Below are 18,058 nucleotides of genomic sequence, written 5' to 3'. Positions count from 1 at the left end.
CCTTAAAATATTATAACCTATTATTTACCACTTTTGTAGTTGACAGTTGACAAGTGACAGTTGACAGTTTTTAACCGTCTGAACCAGTCGTTGCCGGACGTCAATTTTTAATAACCTTTTCTTTATGCTTTTTTGAGTCAACTGTCACTTGTTAACCGTCGACTGTATAAACGCTTCGAGCGCTAACCGGTATGAATCCAGGCCGAATCCGAGGATAACTCCTTTACAGGCAGCCGATATCATCGATACATGACGGAACGATTCGCGTGCATGTACGTTCGAGATATGTACTTCTATTACCGGGGTGGTCACTGATTTTATGGCATCGTGTAATGCGATGGATGTATGTGTATATGCTCCCGCATTCATTATGATACCATCGTATTCAAAACCCACTTCATGGATTTTGTTTATCATCTCGCCTTCTATATTACTCTGAAAGTATGCTATTTCGCATTGAGGATACCGGGCGCGTAACTCGTCCAGGTAACCTTCGAAAGAAGCATTACCGTATACTGTTGGCTCACGTTTGCCCAACAGGTTAAGATTAGGACCGTTAATAATCTGAATCTTCTTCATTTGCTGTAACTTTATTACCTTTGCACCACCTTGTACGGGCTGAAAATATCCGGCAAAGGTAGTGATTTTATTTGACACATACATAATGACCTGTGTACAATGCAACAAGGAAAAGATATAATCAGCAAATATAAGACCTGGCTCCGGCTGGAAAAGTCTCTATCTGCCAATTCGATAGATGCTTACCTGACTGATCTCGATAAACTAACCCGTTTTATAGAAAGCGAAGGGAAAGAGTACGCAGATATCACCTATCAGGATTTACAGCAGTTCGTTGCCCAACTGCGTGATATCGGTATACACCCGCGTTCGCAAGCCCGTATTATATCCGGTATAAAGTCATTTTACCGTTTCATGCTGCTGGACGACTATATAACAGTTGATCCGACGGAATTGTTGGAGTCGCCGAAGATCGGATTGAAACTTCCCGAGGTGCTGACAGTCAGTGAAATAAATGATATACTGGATTCTATCGATCTTTCTCTGCCGGAAGGACAGCGTAACCGGGCCATGCTGGAGGTTTTATACAGTTGCGGCTTACGTGTTTCGGAGTTGATCACCTTACGTTATTCGGATGTTTATTTCGATGAAGGATTTATCAAGGTGGAAGGGAAAGGAAGCAAGCAGAGGCTGGTTCCGATCTCCGACACGGCCATCCGTGAGATAAAGAACTATCTGTTGGACCGTAACGGGGTGGTAGTGAAGAAAGGGTTTGAAGATATTCTGTTTTTGAGTCGGCGGGGAACTGCCTTGTCACGTATCATGGTCTTTCATATTATCAAGCAGCAGACGGAGATGGCGGGGGTTCATAAAAATGTCAGCCCTCATACATTCAGACATTCTTTTGCAACCCATTTGTTGGAAGGGGGAGCTAATCTTCGCGCCATCCAGGACATGTTGGGACATGAAAAGATAACGACTACAGAAATATATACCCATATCGACCGGCAGTTCCTGCGTAAAGAAATACTGGAACATCATCCCCGGAGTCGTCCCCGGGAATGACTTCTTTTGTATTTATCCTTCCGGGTTACAGATACGGTTCATCCTTCCGATCAGTTCGTCTCCGAGTGCCCGCTTGGTGCTGATATGTTCTTTTACGGCTGTGACGAATGGGTTTTGTTCGAATGCTCCGCGCACGACTTCGAAGTCTTCTTCTTTTTCTTTGCGGGTGCCGTCTACACCGAAGCCGGTCATTGAGGTGAGGGAGAATTCCTTTTTAGCATCCTTATAAAGGAGTTCGTCCAGGCCGATAACGGATGATTTCCATATTTCAACCAGTTCGATGATTTTATCAGCTGTGATTTCGTTCAGCTGGATGCCGTAATATTCTTCTATCTTCCGGTACGCCCATGTCCACTCCATGTCATAGTATGACTGGTGCGTCAGATGGAAAAAGGCTTCTGCCATCTCCAGCGTATTTATTTGGCCGTTCTCGATATGCTCAATCAAACCGTCCAGTTGATCTTTGGGCAGGATCAACCCGGAGAGATCGACCCATTCTCCGGCTCCTTCGGCGGTGGTTGGAACCAGTTGTCTGCGAACCTCTTCAATGCTGCTGAATTGAGTACCTTCCAGTCTCTTGATAAGCGAATTACCCAGGAACTTGTTGATAGCCATCCTGTAGAATTTCAGTGCATTTTGCAGGGAAGAACCTTTGATGCGGGTATTCTGGTAATAATATATTTCCGAAGTCTCGCCGACAAGGGTTTGCAGGTTAGTCAGGATATCGACAGCCTTTAGCATTTTCTGGATGGTATACGGACTTAACAGATTGTAGTTGATCATATCCAGTCTGTTCGGGTCGGTCCGCTTGTCGCGCTTCGGCCATTTCTGGGCGTCGCGGATCGTACCGACACTCCGCAGGTTCACACCCGGCACCAGATAAGTCTCGTCATCTTTCTCGATCAGATAGGAGAAAGGCATGTCGGAAGTATCGCTATGATGGTGATGCCGTCCCATGACCAAAGAGAATGCGCCGATACGTGCCGGCCAGAGAATGTATGAATCGCTGGTCGTTTTGGAACCTCTTTCCACGATACCCTGGTGGATAGGCCCCAGTTTGTACATGTGGTTGCTCTGGTTTGAACCGCTTCCGGCATTCAGAAATGAATACATGCCCGCGATCAGCAAACTGCTTTTATGCATGGATACGGTGAACGGACCGGCAAAGATGGCGCAGGCTTCCCCGTTCTCAAAAGAACAGTTACTGAACAACAGGGAATCGTGAGCCGAAAAGTTATGTGTTACGTGGCATGCCTGCCCGATAAAACAACGGATGATTTTTGCCGCATCGGCAATTACCGCACCTGACGAGATAATGAAATCCTGGGCGATAACGCTGTCGCCGATATATACAGGGGCCTTTTCATTACTGTTCACCGTCCCGTTCTCCAGGCGTGTACAGTTCTCTATAGTCACATGTTTACCGATATTGACATTCCGGATCGTTCCGGTATTGATTATTTTGGAGTTCTCTCCGATTATCCCGTAATCGGAAGTAATCTTTCGGGTGTAACCGGCAATCAATTCCTGTAACCGTTCGATCAGTTTCGGGCGGTGGCGATAAAGTGCGATCACATAAGCCATCGGAGCCGAAAGCCAGTCGTAGATAGGCACCTCGCGTCCTCCGGTTTCATTCAGTACCGAAACCAGTACGTTATTACCGAATGAACTTTGCCCGTCTACGACGATCACATTGACATTCTCTATAAAACAATTGTCCTGGATGCGGTAGTTGGCAATATAATTGTGGGTATTCTCGATCAATACATTATCACCCAGCATACAGTTGTGCAATGTCGTATTTTTGAGTCCGCTATGCTTCCTTACTCCACCCGGTAAAGTAAATTCTTTTTCAAAAGCTCCCAGGATGACTGTACCTGAGAAGCGTACATTATATATATACTTTGTCTCGAAAACAACCGGGACTATCACATTTTCCCAGTTTTCTGCATGGCAACCCTGAGATTGCAGAAGCGCAATCTCTTCAGGCCGCAGGTTTCTGATTTTTTCCATTGGTCAACTTGTTTATATTCTTCCTGCCTTATTCCTCTATTCCTCGTCGTATTGCTGGAAGAGGAAATCATTGTATGGGAAACGGGTGATATGTATCTGCTTTACCCGTTCGTATAATAATGCTTTCAGTGCATCTATATTCGTCCGTTCCTTGGCTGAGATAAAGATGCAGTTGTCCTGTAACTTATTCATCCAGGTACGTTTCAGCTCGTCCAGGTCGATATTTTCGCGTGTTCGCGGAGTCAGGTCGTCTTCATCTTTCGGAACAAAGGTGAAGGCATCGATTTTGTTGAATACCATGATCATAGGCTTCTCCGTTTTATCGATCTCGGCCAGCGTCTTGTTCACCACTTCGATCTGTTCTTCAAAAGTCGGGTGGGAGATATCTACCACATGGACCAGCAGATCGGCTTCGCGTACCTCGTCGAGTGTCGACTTGAACGATTCGACCAGTTCGGTGGGCAGTTTGCGGATAAAACCGACCGTGTCTGACAACAGGAACGGCAGGTTATCGACGATCACCTTTCTGACCGTGGTATCGAGTGTAGCAAACAGTTTGTTTTCGGCAAACACATCGCTTTTGCTCAGTTGGTTCATCAGCGTAGATTTACCGACGTTGGTATAGCCGACCAATGCGACACGGACCATCTTGCCACGGTTCTTTCGCTGTACGCTTTTCTGTTTGTCGATATCCACCAGGTCACGTTTCAGCTTGGCTATCTTATCCAGGATGATACGTTTATCGGTTTCCAGCTGGGTTTCACCCGGTCCTCGCATACCTACGCCACCACGCTGCCGCTCCAGGTGAGTCCACAAACGGGTCAGGCGCGGAAGCATATATTTATATTGTGCCAGTTCGACCTGCGTCTTTGCGTTGGCTGTCTGGGCGCGGCTGGCGAATATGTCGAGTATCAGGCTGGTACGGTCGAGTATTTTCACCTGAAGTTCTTTCTCAATATTACGAAGCTGTTTAGGTGAGAGTTCGTCGTCGAAAATAACCAGTCCGATTTCATTCTCGATCACGTATTCTTTTATCTCCTGTAATTTCCCGGTTCCGACAAAGGTGACGGGATTCGGATAGTCCAGTTTCTGATAAAACTTTTTGACAGCATCAGCTCCGGCCGTATCGGCCAGGAATGCCAATTCGTCCAGATATTCTTTTACTTTCTGTTCGTTTTGCTCGGGGGTAATCAAACCAACGAGTACCGCTTTTTCTGTCAGTGCTTCTGATATAATAAATTCTTTCATGCAGCAAAGATAATCATTTCAATTATTTCTTTATATTTGCAAACACAATAACGATCAAAATAGTTTAGCTATGAAAAAGAAACATTTACGTGTGTTCCGACACATGGTTGTCGGTCTTTTCTGTTTAATGGTGCCATTCGCTTTCCAGGCACAGGTAACAAATCCCGAAACATGGAGTACTTTTGTACAAAGTGATGCTAATCCGTCAGTGATAGATACGTTCCGCTGGCAGTTGTTCACGCAGGCAGAACGTAATAACTGGAAGTATATTCTGAAAAACGGTGCGACCGTTTCCGAAGGTCAGCAGGGGTTGAAGATGCCGTTGTCTTCCTCTGTTGCTTTTGAGGAATATTCACTGTCTTGTTATGAAGAAGTGCACATGGTTGTAGGAGTTACGGTTCATTCATTGGTTCCAGGTGATACTTTGTACGCTGTATTCAGTAATAATTTAGGTATAAATAAAAGAGGAGCTTTATGTCCTTTCCCTTCTAAAAGTACTCATTATTCTATAGGTCTCAAGAATGGTCCCTACTCTCTTGAATTGTTGGCATCTGACCCTGTCGGTACTTCTAAAAACGGCTATTTTCAAATCGACAGCGTTTACAGTTACGGAACGATTCCTCAATACTCTCTTTTTTCAGGTCTGGGAAACTGGAATGATACGCTCCGTTGGTCTCATCTTCCGCCAATGCGTCATCGGAACGCTTTAGTCGGTGGTGCGGTAGAGGTTAATTCCACAGTGCAATGTGAACGGATATTATTAGGTAAAGGTAGTTTGCGTATTGCGGAGAAAGGGCATCTTGTAACAGATGAGCTTATCCTTTACCGGACTGATTTTCCGCTGACAAACACTGACAAAGCACTGACATCTGCTGACAATCTACTGGCGGTTGTCGGTAAACTCTCTATTACCAGGCAGTTATCGGTTTGTTACACTTTCCCGGAAAAAGGTAAATGGTATTTCCTCTCTTTTCCTTTCGATGTGAGTATAAAAGGTATCGATAAGCGTTTTCAACTGAAAGATGGAAGTTTTTCCGGAAAAGGCAATTATTTATATGTGCAGGTTTATGATGGTGATAAACGTGCCCGTAATAAAAAAGCAACCGGTAACTGGACGGTACTTTCTCTGGCTGTCTCTGCCGATGAACTTGTCTTTGAAAAAGGAAAAGGTTATCTGGTTTCTTTAGATGCCGCTGCGTCTGATAATACGTTGACCTTTTCTGTCAGTTCTGATAATATTCCTGCTGACTTTGGCAAAACGTCAACTATTCCTGTTCGTGTTTCTTCCGTTGTTGATATCGATGAGGCGCACTACGGCTGGTATCTTTGCGGAAATCCTTTGCCGTCTCCATTGTCATTGTCGCAAATCGCTTCCGATCCCGCACTGGACGGGAATATTTATCTTTATGACGGAACGGATTATAAATCCTATCCGATTGGCAGTGATTATGTTCTTTCCCCTTTCGCCGCTTTCTTTGTAAAAGCCTCGTCTGACACGGAGATAGACCTTACTTCCGGCGTATTATCGGAAAATGCTGTCCGTCTGAAAACCGGGTATACGCTATCTTCGTCCGGCGTGGAACCAGGCGGGGCTATTGTCCATTCTTCCCGCTTGCAGGAAGAAACGAAGGACTGTATGATAAGAGGAAAAGAGTTATACTTGTCCGGTCTTTCTGTCGGTGGCCTGGTCCAGGTCGTTGACTTTATGGGGCGTATCGTTTACCATCATTCTGTTTCACCGGGCTCTTCTGTCCTTTCTTTGCCTTTGCCTGCAGGTTTTTATATAATTAATATTGTTACGGATAGTTATCGTGCCCAACACAAATGCGTTCTGACCCAATGAAAAAATAAACTATCTTGTATCTTTGCCTGTTCAAAAGTGAAAAAGAGAATCCGTTATGAAAAGAATTAATATTACAACCGGTGTCCTGCTAGTTTATCTGATTGTTATGAGCGTATGGGGATGGCCCGGGAAGCAACCTGATCCGGACTGGGTACAGTATCTTTCGGTGATGGGAGTTTCCCTGTTCGTAATCTTCCTGCTACGCTATTTGCAGATCAAACGCATGAAGATGCGGGATAAGTGGAAAGAAGAGAACGGAAAAAAATAATATCCTCGACTATCTGTTTGTCCGGGTGTCTGCCGGTTTTGTTTTTCTGCCCGTATAATCTGTTGTCGACAGTGTCGAAAGCTTTGCCGACAGTGTCAACAATATTGCCGACAGCGTCGATTATTTTGCCGACGCTGTCGGTAACAACTTTCCTGCCGGATAAAATAAATATATGGTTATACTGATCTTTAACACTTATTATCCCTTTTTTATTTGCAGATATACGATATTTTCGTAGATTTGCGATACAATCGTAAATTGATAAGAATCATGGAAAAATTGACAATGCAGGAAGAAGAAGTAATGCGCTTGATTTGGCAGATTGGTCCTTGTTTCGTTAAAGATATATTGGCGAAATATGCAGACCCGAAACCGCCCTATACAACGCTCGCTTCTATTGTAAAGAATCTGGAACGTAAGAAGTATGTAAAGAACAAACGCTACGGCAATACGTATGAGTACACGCCGATGATACCGGAAAGTGAATACAAGCGTACTTTTATGAGCGGTGTTGTTCGTAACTACTTCGAGGACTCGTACAAGGAAATGGTCTCTTTCTTTGCTAAAGATCAGAAGATTTCGGCAGATGATCTGAAAGATATCATCGACCTGATAGAAAAAGGAAAAGAATAAACCTTTAAACACCTTATTACCATGACACCGGAATTTGCCTACTTTTTGAAGGTGAATGTAGCCTTTGTACTCTTTTACGCCTTCTACCGTCTGCTCTTTTACAAAGATACGTTCTTTAAATTGCGTCGGGTTTCACTCCTTGCTTTCTTTGGACTGGCATTGCTTTACCCGCTGCTGAATATCCAGGATTGGGTGAAGGAACAGGAGCCGATGACGGAAGTGATCATGATGTATTCGGCAATGATGCCGGAAGTGACGATTACTCCCGAAACAGTTGTCAAAACAGACTGGAAAGATATGCTTCTTTCGGCAAGTTCTTATATTTATTGGGGTGTCGTGGCTCTTTTATTCGTCCGCTTCTTTGTGCAGTTGACCAGCATCCTGCTGCTGGCTTACCGCAGTAAGCGGACCATTATTCACGGTGTCGAGGTTTACCGACTGGATAAACCCGCCGGCCCCTTTTCGTTCTTCCAAATGATATTCATACATCCGGAAAGCCATTCGGATAAAGAGATAGATGAGATACTTACACACGAATGCACCCATGTGTTCCAATGGCATTCGGTAGATGTGATGATTTGCGAGCTGATTACCGTTATATGCTGGGTGAATCCTTTTGCGTGGCTTTTGAAGCGCGAGGTACGCCATAATCTGGAATATCTGGCAGACAATACCGTTATCCAATCCGGATACGACTGCAAGAGCTATCAGTATCACCTGTTAGGACTTGCCCATCATTATCAGGCTGCAGCAACATTATATAATAGTTTTAACGTATTACATCTAAAAAACAGAATTAGTATGATGAACAAAAAAAGATCTCACGGGATCGGAAGAACAAAATACCTGATATTCATTCCCCTGGCAGCCTTTCTGATGCTGCTGAGCAACATCGAGGCAGTTGCCCGTATTACTAAGGAAATAGCTGCCGATGCTGTTGCCGAAGTAAAAGAAGCTACCGAGGTGAGAGTCACCCAAGGGGATAACGTGAAAGTGACAGGTCAGGTGATTGACGATTTTAACGCGCCGGTAATCGGTGCGTCAGTGATAATCAAAGGAACCAATGTCGGTACTATTACAGATACCAAAGGTAACTTTGCTCTTGAAACAACGAAGGATGCCGTCCTTAGTTTTTCTTTCCCCGCAATGAAGTCGAAAGAGGTATCGGTAAAGGATGTGTTGGGTAACCTGAAGGTACAGTTGTATTCGGATGGAAGCACACAAAGGAATCAACCGGTTCCTGCGGCTGTTCCGGCTACTCCTCAGAAGCCGAGAGATCCTTCGGATCTGGTTTTTACGGTAGTAGAAGTCATGCCGGAATTTCCGGGTGGACAAGGTGCTTTGTTGCAATTCCTGGCAAGGAGTGTTAAATATCCGGTAATCGCTCAGGAAAATGGTATCCAGGGGCGTGTGACGGCTTCTTTTATAGTAGAAAAAGATGGCTCTATCTCTGATATAGAAGTGATTCGTGGCGTAGATCCGTCGCTTGACAAGGAGGCTGTCAGAGTTCTGTCTCAAATGCCTAACTGGAAACCGGGAACCCAGCGTGGTAAAGAGGTTGCCGTTAAATATACGGTTCCGGTGACTTTCCGTCTGCAGGGAAATGATAATAACAAACCTGCTCCCAGCGGAGATCAGAAGGAGGATGATAACGGAATAATTGTTGTCGGTTATGGTGAGCAAAAAGCAACAGAATCGGTCGATGCTTCCAACCAGGTATTTGTAATGGTAGAGAAAATGCCGCAGTTCCCCGGTGGAGAGGATGCTCTCAGTCGCTTTATTGCAAAAACAGTACAGTACCCGATAGCTGCCCAGCAAAACGGCATCCAGGGACGTGTTACTTGTTCGTTCATTATCAATCCGGATGGAAGTATCAGCGATGCGGAAGTGACCCAGGGAGTCGATCCCTCTCTCGATAAAGAAGCTTTACGTGTGATCAATCAAATGCCTAAGTGGACTCCGGGCATGCAGCGCGGAAAGGCTGTAAAAGTAAAATATACGACGCCTGTAACATTCAGATTGCAGTAATTATTTAATACATAAGAGTAGATGATGCACAAATATACTGTTTTGCTTCTTCTCAGTGTCCTGCCCTTTATAGGGCAGGCACAGAGTCTATTGCTTCAGGAACTGGTGAATAAGAAGAAATTTCCCGAAGTGATTGCCCGGGCCGATAGTCTTACTCCGGCAGATTCTGCCGATTATGTTACTATGTCGGCTATCGGCCAGGCTTACGAAGGAATGTTGGAGTATGATAAAGCCTACCTGTATTATCAGCATTGTCTGCAAATGGATACGACAAATGCGGATGCTTTCACATCCGTTGCCCGGGTGGCAATGAATCTGGGAAAAGCATCTGTAGCCAAAGATTGTTTCCTGAAAGTGCTGGAAACAGACAGTACGGACTTTTATGCCAATTATCAACTGGCCCGCTTATATTCGCAGGTCGGCGATTACGAGAATGCCGTGTTACAGTTCAACGTTTTGCGCGATCAGGATACGACAAAGATAAATCCTGTTATCTACCGGAATATAGCTGATTGCTATATGAAGATGAATGCCATACCGGCGGCTACGATCTGCTACTATCAGGCTTATAATGTGAACCGTGAAAATGCCGGACTGGCCAGTGCGCTGGTAAATTGCCTGTACCGGTTGGGCGGACCGAATGTGCTGGACGGATTGGCAGTCTGCGATACGGCATTGTATTATAACCCCGGAAATCAATCGTTACGCCGCAGTAAGGCAATGGGATTCTATATGAATAAGCAGTATGCCACAGCCGATACTTTATATGGCGATCTGCTGGCAGAAAGCGATACTTCTTTTTTGACATTGAAATATGGGGGTGCTTCGCGTTATCTGGCAGGGCGTGCCATGGATGCGATCGACCTGTTGGAATGGGCTTACCAGAAAGATACGACGGATGTGGAAACGACTCTGTTACTAGGTGCCGCTTTGGGTAAGACATACGACCGTAAACGTGCTTTCCAATTGTTCGATAAGGCGGAACAGTTGATGCAACCGAACGAGGCTCTGGTCAATCTGTTGCTGAATTCCCGCGCTGAGACCTTGTGGAAAGACGGCAAGCCGCGAGAGGCCGAGAAACTGTTGTATAAAGAATGGCTTGCCAATAAGGACCGTTTGGACCTGTTGTTCCGTATCGAGCAGAAATTTTCAAACTGGGGACCGAGTTATGAAGATGCGGAAGAGGAAAGGGATCGTGCTTTATTTATCAAGGTCACCTTCCTGAAAGAATGTTTCCTGACCGGAAAGACGTTGAAAGGATTCCATGTATACCGTCCTTTATTACAATATATGTATGAAGATGCTTTCTTCCAAAAGAAAGAAGAATTGAGATTGATTGCTCCGGATGGAAAAAGAAGCAAACTGTCGGTGGATGAACTGAAGTCTATCATCGACCGCTTGCCCGAAACTCCGGAAGCTGAAAAGAAACTTCAGGAACAGATGGAGAAAAACTTCAAACAGAGAAAGAAAGCGGTGAATCCCAAGCTGGAGCCTATCGATGAGAACTCCGAAGCTTTTAAAGCAGGAATGCGGGCGGCTCAGAAATCTGCTGAAGAACAAGGATCGAAAGAAAAGAAGTCGGAATAATTGAATGATTTTAAAACAATTCGATTATGAATAAATGGAATGTTTGTTCTTTATTTTTCACTTGCTTGTTGTTGGCAGCCTGTAGCGGAAAGAAAACCGGCGAACAAACAGTTCAGTCGACGGAGGAGCCTGTTGTTTCCGAATATCCGGTGACTGTTCCTTTTGAATCTGGAGTCGCGAATGAACGTGAGGTTACTTTGAGTCAGATCGCTGATAGGGTAGAATACATTCCGCTTGAAACAAAGTCTGAATGTCTGTTGTCTAACATCTGGGGTGCTATTCAATATGTAGATGGAAATTATGTAGTTCCATGTAGTAAAAGTGTCTGGCTTTTTGATGGTAATGGAAAATATATCCGTAGGATAGGTCGTTCGGGTCAAGGCCCTGGAGAATATAATTATGTCCGTTTCCTGGATACAGATTATGATCTGGGATTGATCTATCTGGTAACCAGTGCCAAAATACTGGTTTACTCTACAGCCGGTGAGTTCCAAAGGAGTATACCTTTTCTTCTGGACCCGATTCAAGCCGCGGTTCTGAATGATAGTACTATAGCTTCTTTTGTGTATAATTCTTCCGGTCAGGAAAAAGAATGTGTTATCCTGTCTAATCAAAAAGGTGAAAAGTTGAAAGGTTTTCCCCGTTACGACCTGTTCACGACGGATGGAAAAATGAGCTTTTCGATGCGTGGAGCTAACGACCGTTATTTGTCTCACTACGATACAGATTTGTACTATAAGGATTTTTATAATGATACCTTATATACTGTTACCGAAAAAGAATTACACCCCCGCTATATTATTCAGTTGGGTAAATATGCTATCCCTGTTGAAACCAGGTGGGAAACATCGAATGGCGATCGTAAAAAGTTTGAACGTAATGCCGCTCCTTATCTTCGTGTAAATGTGTTTGAGACTGATTCTTATCTTCTTATGCCTTATACGCATTGGGCGGGAGAAAAGGAAAACTTGGAAGAAATGGTCATGTATGATAAGAAAAACAAAACCTGTTTTAAGGTGGCAGACGGTACTGTTCGGAATGATATGGAAGGAGGACTTCCGTTTATACCTTATACCTCGGTGGGAGATAACTTGCTGGTAAGTGTATGGTCGGTTTCCGAGATCTGGGAGAAGGCGGAGAAAGATCCCTCTATTCTGGAGCATCCTCAATTGAAAGGATTGAAGGAAGATGATAACCCCGTTCTGATGGTTGTTCATTTAAGATAGTTTCGATTCATAAAATGTTTACTAATCTCAAAATACGAAAACTTATGGTCTGTAAATATACCCTTTTACTTCTTTTCAGTGTTTTACATTTTGTCAGTCAGGCTCAGGAACTTTCCTTGCAAGAGTTGGTGAACAGAAAACAATTTCCGGAAGTACTTACCCGTGTAGATAGCCTGACGGCGGCAGATTCTGCGAGTTATGCGACCATGTCGGCTATCGGACAGGCGTATGAGGGCATGTTCCGGTATAAGGAAGCATACCGGTGTTTTCAACATTGTCTGTCGATGGATACAACAAATGTGGATGCGTTGAATGCACTTGCCCGTGCTGCTATTAATTATGGTAAGATTGCAGAAGCGGAACGTTGTTACGGAAAGGTGCTGGAAGCAGACAGCCTCAACTTTTATGCAAACAATCAGTTGGCACGCCTTCACTATCAACTTGGGGATTATGATAAAGCGATGGACTACTATCGTACGCTTACTTCGTATGAGAGTGATAATCCCACGATCCTGGCGGGTCTGGCCGACTGTCATATGAAAAAAGGCGGTATGAACATGTTGATCGCTTTGGAATTATATGCCCGTGCCATGGAAATCAATCCGGAGAATATCCGTGTCGCTTCTTCGCTGATCAATGCCTTGCTTTGGCAAGGAGATGGAAAAGGGGCATTGCAAGTCTGTGATACCGCTTTGTTTTATAACCCGGATAACCGGCAGATACGGCAGAGCCAGGGAATGGCCTTATATATGACAAAAAACTATCTGAAGGCAGATACCATTTACAGCAATCTGCTGGCAGAGGGAGATTCTTCTTTTATCAATCTGAAATATGCCGGTGCTTCCCGTTATATGTCCGGTCATGCACTGGATGCGGTGGAACCTTTGGAACTCGCTTACGAGATCGATTCGACGGATGTGGAAACGATTCTGCTGTACGGAGGTACATTGGGTAAGACTTATGACCGGCAACGAGCCTATGAATTGTTTGATAGGGCGGAAGAATGTATGAAGCCGAAGAAATTCTTTGTCAATTTACTGGCGACTTTCAGGGGGAGTGCTCTGGAGCGGGATGGCCGTTTCAATGAAGCTGAAAAGGTGTATTATGAAGCCTGGAAAAAGGATCCGACACAGTTGAACCTGCTGTATGAGATCAATAAACATTATTGGCTAAGGGATTCGGAGATGTTTGACGACGAGAAGCGATTGCAGAAAGCTCTTTTCAGCAAATATATCTATATGACTGAGTTGATGAAGAAAAATGAACCGAAAGAAAACCTGTTCGGCTTCCGTTATTTCCTGGAAGACTTATACAAGGAGGCTTTCTTCCGGGATATGAAGGAGTTGACCATGCTGGCTCCTGACGGAAGGAAGAGCAAACTGTCTATGGCTGACCTGCAGGGGTTGATCAATCAGCTTCCGGAGCCTTCAGACCTGGAGAAGAAACGTCGTGAACAAATGAAAGCAGCTATGAAAGAATACGAGAAAAAACATCAGAAGGAAATAGCTGCCAGAGATTCGGCGAAAGAAATTAAAATAGAAGGGAAAGCCGTCAAATAGGAATGGATGGCAAAACCGGGATCATACGGTATTAATCATTAAATCAGTACGGATATGGGAAAAAGTATCAGAATCACAGGAGTATGGTTGCTCGTATTGGCATTCTATATGCCGCTTATGGCACAAAAGAATATCGCTTTTGCGGATGGTGTAAATAAGCAGAAAGAGCTAAACTTGAGTGATGTAGCCTCCGGTGTGAGATACATCCCGTTGGAAACGACTACGGAGTCATTGCTGGATAAAGATATTCTGGATGTGACCTTTACTGCTGATTATCTGTTTGTCTGCGATTATGTTAATCTGTTCCAGTTTACGCCGGAAGGTAAATTTGTCCGTAAGATAGGAAAGGCGGGGGAAGGTCCGGGGGAATATACCCAGTCCATCATGGCTGTCACTTACGATGAAGATGCGAAGCAGATCTTTATGTCCGATTTCAGAAAAGGAAAGGTACTGGTTTATTCTTTTGACGGTAAATATTTGTATGATATTGAGACACAACGCGGCTCGATGACTACTTATAGGGATAAAACCGGTAATCTGTTCGGAGTAACCAATGAATACCTCTACTCGAAGGATAAAAGGGGAAAAGAACTGTTCGTATATAATACCAAAGGAAAGGAATTGTATAGCTTCCACTTCAGACCGGAAGAGGGAATCCGTTATCCGGGAATTATCTTCACGTATGGCATTCTCTACGACCATCAGGGAAGTACTTATTATAAGAATCCTTTGGAGACGACCATCTTTCGTTTGGAAGGGAAGAAAAGAATCCCGGTTTATAAACTGGATCTTTCCCAATATGAGAAATTGTCGGGCGAGAGTGATGCCGTCATCGTTGTTGACAAGAAAGCGAATACGGGAACCAACCTCCCCAATAAAGCTGCTGAGAAGAAGTTCAATTTCTTCAATATCGTGGAAACGGATCATGGAATGGGAATCGAGTATGCTCAGGAAAATGAACGTCGTTTTGCCTGGTATGACAAAGAAAATGGAACCCTTTGCCGTGTCCGTTCCCCGAAAGCCCAATGGGATGGCTTTACCGAGGATATGGAAGGCGGTTGTGCTATCTTTCCCCGTTTTATCAGGAATAATAAGATGATTGCCGTGTTGTCAGCCTCCATTCTTCTGGAGAAAGTAAAACCGGCTGATGCCAAAGGCTCTCTGGAAAAACTCCTGCCTGATCTGGTAGAGGATGATAATCAGGTGTTGGTAGTCGCTCAATTGAAATAAGAAGAACAATATGAATATGGGTAAACAGATTCGGATGACGAGTATATTGCTGCTCGCTCTTATCTTTTGTATTCCCTGCATGGGGCAAAAGAAAAAGCTGGACACGGGTACGGCGGAATACCTGAAAAAGGTGTGGGAAAAACTGGATAAAATAAATTCAGCTACTTATTATGAAGACGTAAAAGCGTGGGAACCTGGTGATACGATCCCGATATATTCTAAGCGTCAGTTTCGTAAAGAATATGTGAATTTGCGGGATTCAACTGTCGGAAGCAGCTATGTTATACTGGATGGTACGGATCTTTCCTGTTTTAAGGGAGGATATAATGGAGAGGTGCGAGCTGTACCCTATCCTGCTGACAAGGAGATTGTGATTGATGATTTTACACGTAAAAAATTACCTTTCAGACCCGTATCACCTCCGTTTTTTAATTATACCAAAAGTATTGTCAACTATATCCTGGAGACGACCGATAGTATCTCGACCGATTTGAAAGAGTTCGACGATTACCGTTATTTGAAACTGGTTATCCATGAGGACAGGCAGGTCGAGTTCTTCGGAAAGGCTTATTATATTCCCAAGCCTCCGTTCGATTTTGGAGATCCTACTTCTGTCTATGAGCTATGGATCGGTAAATCAGATGACTTACCTTATAAATATCGGCGGGAAATGTCACATAGCATTTCTTCTTCAGACTGTGTGGATGCGGAACTAAACAAGATCTCGATTTCCGATTTCGACCTGTTCAGCTATTTCCCGGAAGGTTATGAGATCAGGCGATATGGGGAAGTGAGGGATACGACGCGAAAGTCGGATCTCGTTGGTAAGAAAGCTCCGGATTGGGCATTGAAAGACGCTAATGAGAAGACAGTCTCGTTGTCTGATTATGACAAAAGCAAAGTGTTGGTCATTCAGTTGACGGGAATCGGTTGTGGACCGTGCATGGCATCCATCCCTTTTCTGAATAAGTTGAAAAAGGATTATAATACGGAAGATGTCGAAGTGGTTGCCATAGAAACATGGGTGCGGAAAGGACATGCCCTTCAGAATTATGTCGGCAGGCATAAAATAGGGTATACTTTTTTAGCTGCCAACGATGATGTCGTCGGGGCTTTTCAAACCGGAAGGGCAGTCCCTTTCTTTTTCATCCTCGATGGTCAGCGGATAATCAGAAAAGTCATACAGGGGTATAGTGCAGATACAACGGACGAGGAGATTATTGGCATTATCAATGAATTACTATCGAAATAAGCGGGATAATCAATCAGATACGGTTATGAATAAGATCTATATATCTTTTATATTTTCTGCCAGTCTGCTCCTGGCGGCTTGTGGAGGAAAGAAATCTGGTGAAGAAGCCCTTTCGGAAACAGTCTTTGATCCGGGATATCCGGTAACGATTTCTTTTGTGAAAGGTATTGAGACGGAGCAGGAAGTCTTGTTGAGTGAAATTGCCGAAAAGGTAAAGATTGTTCCGTTGGAAACGAAACCCGAATGTTTGGTGGCCAAAGTATCTCAAGGAATGATACAGATGGTGGATCATAATCTGTTCATTCCGTGCAGCGAAGGGCTATTGCAATTTACAGATGACGGTAAGTTTGTCCGCTCGGTAGTCAAACGGGGGCAAGGACCAGGTGAATATAGCATAATCCGATTTATAGCGGCTAACGACAGACTGAAACAGATTTATATAATGGATAATGGAAGGATTCTTACCTATACAGTAGACGGCAACTATGCAGGGGAGTCTAAAATGCCTTTCTGCTGGCAGTTTACCTTGTTGGGAGATAGTACGTATGTCGGCTACTTCTATAATAATACAGGTCAGAAGAAAGACCGGCTTGTTCTGGTTAACCGGCAGGGAGAGACATTGAAAACTTACCCTCAATACGATCAGTTTACGATTGCCAATGGGTTGAATTATTATTTGTGGGGACGCTATGACCGTTATGTTTATTCTTTTAAGGAAGAAGCCTGTTGTAAAGAATATTATAATGATACGGTCTTTACGGTTACTTCGGAGCAACTTCAGCCTCGCTACATTCTCGATTTGGGAAAGTATAAGATACCGAAAGAAAGACGTTTTGAGATTTTGGAGGGAAACTGGCAAGCCTATTCTGAGCCTGCACAAGCCTATCTGCGGCCGGATTTCCACGAAACTTCCCAATGGGTGTTTCTCCCCTATACCTCCTGGGATGTTACTAACAAAGATGAGTCGCCTCGTCTGGCTCTGTATGATAAGAAGAAAAGAACTTGCTATAAGGTGAAAAACAACCGGATCAAGAATGATATGCAAGGCAGTTTACCTTTTTATCCGGAAACGCGCATTGCAGATGATGTATTGCTTTATTATCTGGAAGCATCCGAAGTACTGGAATTGGCGGAAGAAGATCCTTCTATTCTTGAATATGAACAATTGAAAAATCTGAAGGAGGATGATAATCCGGTATTGATGATTGTAACTTTAAAGAAGTAATGTATAGAATGAGTCAGGAGATTTATTCAACCCTCATACAACTCTCATTTCCTATTTCCAAAGTTACATAGACTATAGTCTTTTTTTGAACAGATAAATAGCTTTATTTCAGTAATATAGTAATGTGTGTTGTTTGAGACCCGGGTCTTGATCCCTTCGACACCCGGGTGTGAGCATCGTTTAGATGGGGGTGTAAAAAGAGGGAAGACGGGCATCCTGGCAATAAAAAGTAAGTGTTTCTATGAAAAAGGACTGTAGTTTTCAAGTAAAACTACAAGAGGGAGAAATATATGAAGACATGATAATCATCTCCGGTGTTATTTTTAAGGAATATAGAAGGGGCTTTTGACAGAAAAAGCTCC

14 protein-coding genes are annotated in these 18,058 nt (G+C 43.9%); 11 read left to right on the top strand and 3 right to left on the bottom strand.

Going from position 1 to position 18,058, the window contains the following annotated elements:
• Positions 1-144: 144 nt before the first annotated feature.
• Positions 145-579, bottom strand: a complete 435-nt coding sequence (gene aroQ, locus DWW23_RS03950; protein ID WP_122352017.1) for a type II 3-dehydroquinate dehydratase — start codon at positions 577-579, stop codon at positions 145-147.
• 99 nt (positions 580-678) lie between these two features.
• Between aroQ and xerD the strand changes: the two genes are divergently transcribed.
• Positions 679-1,584 (top strand): site-specific tyrosine recombinase XerD, encoded by a 906-nt coding sequence (gene xerD, locus DWW23_RS03945; RefSeq protein WP_122351977.1) that lies wholly within the window; start codon positions 679-681, stop codon positions 1,582-1,584.
• A gap of 12 nt (positions 1,585-1,596) precedes the next feature.
• Here the strand turns inward: xerD and DWW23_RS03940 are convergent, their stop codons facing one another.
• Both DWW23_RS03940 and hflX read right to left on the bottom strand, forming a co-directional pair.
• Positions 1,597-3,597 carry a DUF4954 family protein gene (locus DWW23_RS03940; protein WP_122351976.1) on the bottom strand — a complete coding sequence of 667 codons (2,001 nt, stop codon included), beginning with the start codon at positions 3,595-3,597 and terminating at the stop codon, positions 1,597-1,599.
• Positions 3,598-3,633: 36 nt separating this feature from the next.
• Entirely contained in the window at positions 3,634-4,845 is a 1,212-nt protein-coding gene (hflX, locus tag DWW23_RS03935) for a GTPase HflX (protein ID WP_122351975.1), read from the bottom strand.
• A gap of 70 nt (positions 4,846-4,915) precedes the next feature.
• Between hflX and DWW23_RS03930 the strand changes: the two genes are divergently transcribed.
• The 10 genes from DWW23_RS03930 to DWW23_RS03885 all read left to right on the top strand — a co-directional run bounded on the left by DWW23_RS03930 (position 4,916) and on the right by DWW23_RS03885 (position 17,696).
• Positions 4,916-6,688, top strand: a complete 1,773-nt coding sequence (locus tag DWW23_RS03930; protein WP_122351974.1) for a T9SS type A sorting domain-containing protein — start codon at positions 4,916-4,918, stop codon at positions 6,686-6,688.
• Between the two features lie 55 nt (positions 6,689-6,743).
• Positions 6,744-6,956 (top strand): hypothetical protein, encoded by a 213-nt coding sequence (locus DWW23_RS03925; RefSeq protein ID WP_122351973.1) that lies wholly within the window; start codon positions 6,744-6,746, stop codon positions 6,954-6,956.
• Between the two features lie 270 nt (positions 6,957-7,226).
• Positions 7,227-7,589 carry a BlaI/MecI/CopY family transcriptional regulator gene (locus DWW23_RS03920; RefSeq protein ID WP_122351972.1) on the top strand — a complete coding sequence of 121 codons (363 nt, stop codon included), beginning with the start codon at positions 7,227-7,229 and terminating at the stop codon, positions 7,587-7,589.
• Positions 7,590-7,610: 21 nt separating this feature from the next.
• Positions 7,611-9,617 carry a M56 family metallopeptidase gene (locus tag DWW23_RS03915; RefSeq protein WP_122351971.1) on the top strand — a complete coding sequence of 669 codons (2,007 nt, stop codon included), beginning with the start codon at positions 7,611-7,613 and terminating at the stop codon, positions 9,615-9,617.
• A 21-nt stretch (positions 9,618-9,638) separates the two neighbouring features.
• Positions 9,639-11,204 carry a tetratricopeptide repeat protein gene (locus DWW23_RS03910; protein WP_122351970.1) on the top strand — a complete coding sequence of 522 codons (1,566 nt, stop codon included), beginning with the start codon at positions 9,639-9,641 and terminating at the stop codon, positions 11,202-11,204.
• A 26-nt stretch (positions 11,205-11,230) separates the two neighbouring features.
• Positions 11,231-12,430: a 6-bladed beta-propeller gene (locus tag DWW23_RS03905; protein WP_122351969.1), complete on the top strand. Its 1,200-nt coding sequence runs from the start codon at positions 11,231-11,233 to the stop codon at positions 12,428-12,430.
• 44 nt (positions 12,431-12,474) lie between these two features.
• Positions 12,475-13,989, top strand: a complete 1,515-nt coding sequence (locus tag DWW23_RS03900; RefSeq protein WP_122351968.1) for a tetratricopeptide repeat protein — start codon at positions 12,475-12,477, stop codon at positions 13,987-13,989.
• A 54-nt stretch (positions 13,990-14,043) separates the two neighbouring features.
• Positions 14,044-15,219 (top strand): 6-bladed beta-propeller, encoded by a 1,176-nt coding sequence (locus tag DWW23_RS03895; protein WP_122351967.1) that lies wholly within the window; start codon positions 14,044-14,046, stop codon positions 15,217-15,219.
• 34 nt (positions 15,220-15,253) lie between these two features.
• Entirely contained in the window at positions 15,254-16,471 is a 1,218-nt protein-coding gene (locus DWW23_RS03890) for a TlpA family protein disulfide reductase (protein ID WP_370449238.1), read from the top strand.
• 25 nt (positions 16,472-16,496) lie between these two features.
• Entirely contained in the window at positions 16,497-17,696 is a 1,200-nt protein-coding gene (locus tag DWW23_RS03885; protein ID WP_122352015.1) for a 6-bladed beta-propeller, read from the top strand.
• Positions 17,697-18,058: the final 362 nt, after the last annotated feature.

It is taken from the genome of Parabacteroides sp. AF14-59 (assembly GCF_003479515.1).
Lineage (GTDB): Bacteria > Bacteroidota > Bacteroidia > Bacteroidales > Tannerellaceae > Parabacteroides > Parabacteroides faecis.
The sequence above is the reverse complement of the archived record's forward strand: the minus strand, read 5'-3'. Positions and strand labels throughout refer to the sequence as shown.

Bases quoted from the DNA above. Each gene is read 5' to 3' on its own strand.
- DWW23_RS03925 (WP_122351973.1), top strand. From the start codon at position 6,744: ATGAAAAGAATTAATATTACAACCGGTGTCCTGCTAGTTTATCTGATT.
- DWW23_RS03910 (WP_122351970.1), top strand. From the start codon at position 9,639: ATGATGCACAAATATACTGTTTTGCTTCTTCTCAGTGTCCTGCCCTTT.
- DWW23_RS03940 (WP_122351976.1), bottom strand. From the start codon at position 3,597: ATGGAAAAAATCAGAAACCTGCGGCCTGAAGAGATTGCGCTTCTGCAA.
- DWW23_RS03915 (WP_122351971.1), top strand. From the start codon at position 7,611: ATGACACCGGAATTTGCCTACTTTTTGAAGGTGAATGTAGCCTTTGTA.
- DWW23_RS03890 (WP_370449238.1), top strand. From the start codon at position 15,254: ATGACGAGTATATTGCTGCTCGCTCTTATCTTTTGTATTCCCTGCATG.
- aroQ (WP_122352017.1), bottom strand. From the start codon at position 579: ATGAAGAAGATTCAGATTATTAACGGTCCTAATCTTAACCTGTTGGGC.
- DWW23_RS03885 (WP_122352015.1), top strand. From the start codon at position 16,497: ATGAATAAGATCTATATATCTTTTATATTTTCTGCCAGTCTGCTCCTG.
- DWW23_RS03905 (WP_122351969.1), top strand. From the start codon at position 11,231: ATGAATAAATGGAATGTTTGTTCTTTATTTTTCACTTGCTTGTTGTTG.
- xerD (WP_122351977.1), top strand. From the start codon at position 679: ATGCAACAAGGAAAAGATATAATCAGCAAATATAAGACCTGGCTCCGG.
- DWW23_RS03930 (WP_122351974.1), top strand. From the start codon at position 4,916: ATGAAAAAGAAACATTTACGTGTGTTCCGACACATGGTTGTCGGTCTT.
- DWW23_RS03920 (WP_122351972.1), top strand. From the start codon at position 7,227: ATGGAAAAATTGACAATGCAGGAAGAAGAAGTAATGCGCTTGATTTGG.
- DWW23_RS03895 (WP_122351967.1), top strand. From the start codon at position 14,044: ATGGGAAAAAGTATCAGAATCACAGGAGTATGGTTGCTCGTATTGGCA.
- hflX (WP_122351975.1), bottom strand. From the start codon at position 4,845: ATGAAAGAATTTATTATATCAGAAGCACTGACAGAAAAAGCGGTACTC.
- DWW23_RS03900 (WP_122351968.1), top strand. From the start codon at position 12,475: ATGGTCTGTAAATATACCCTTTTACTTCTTTTCAGTGTTTTACATTTT.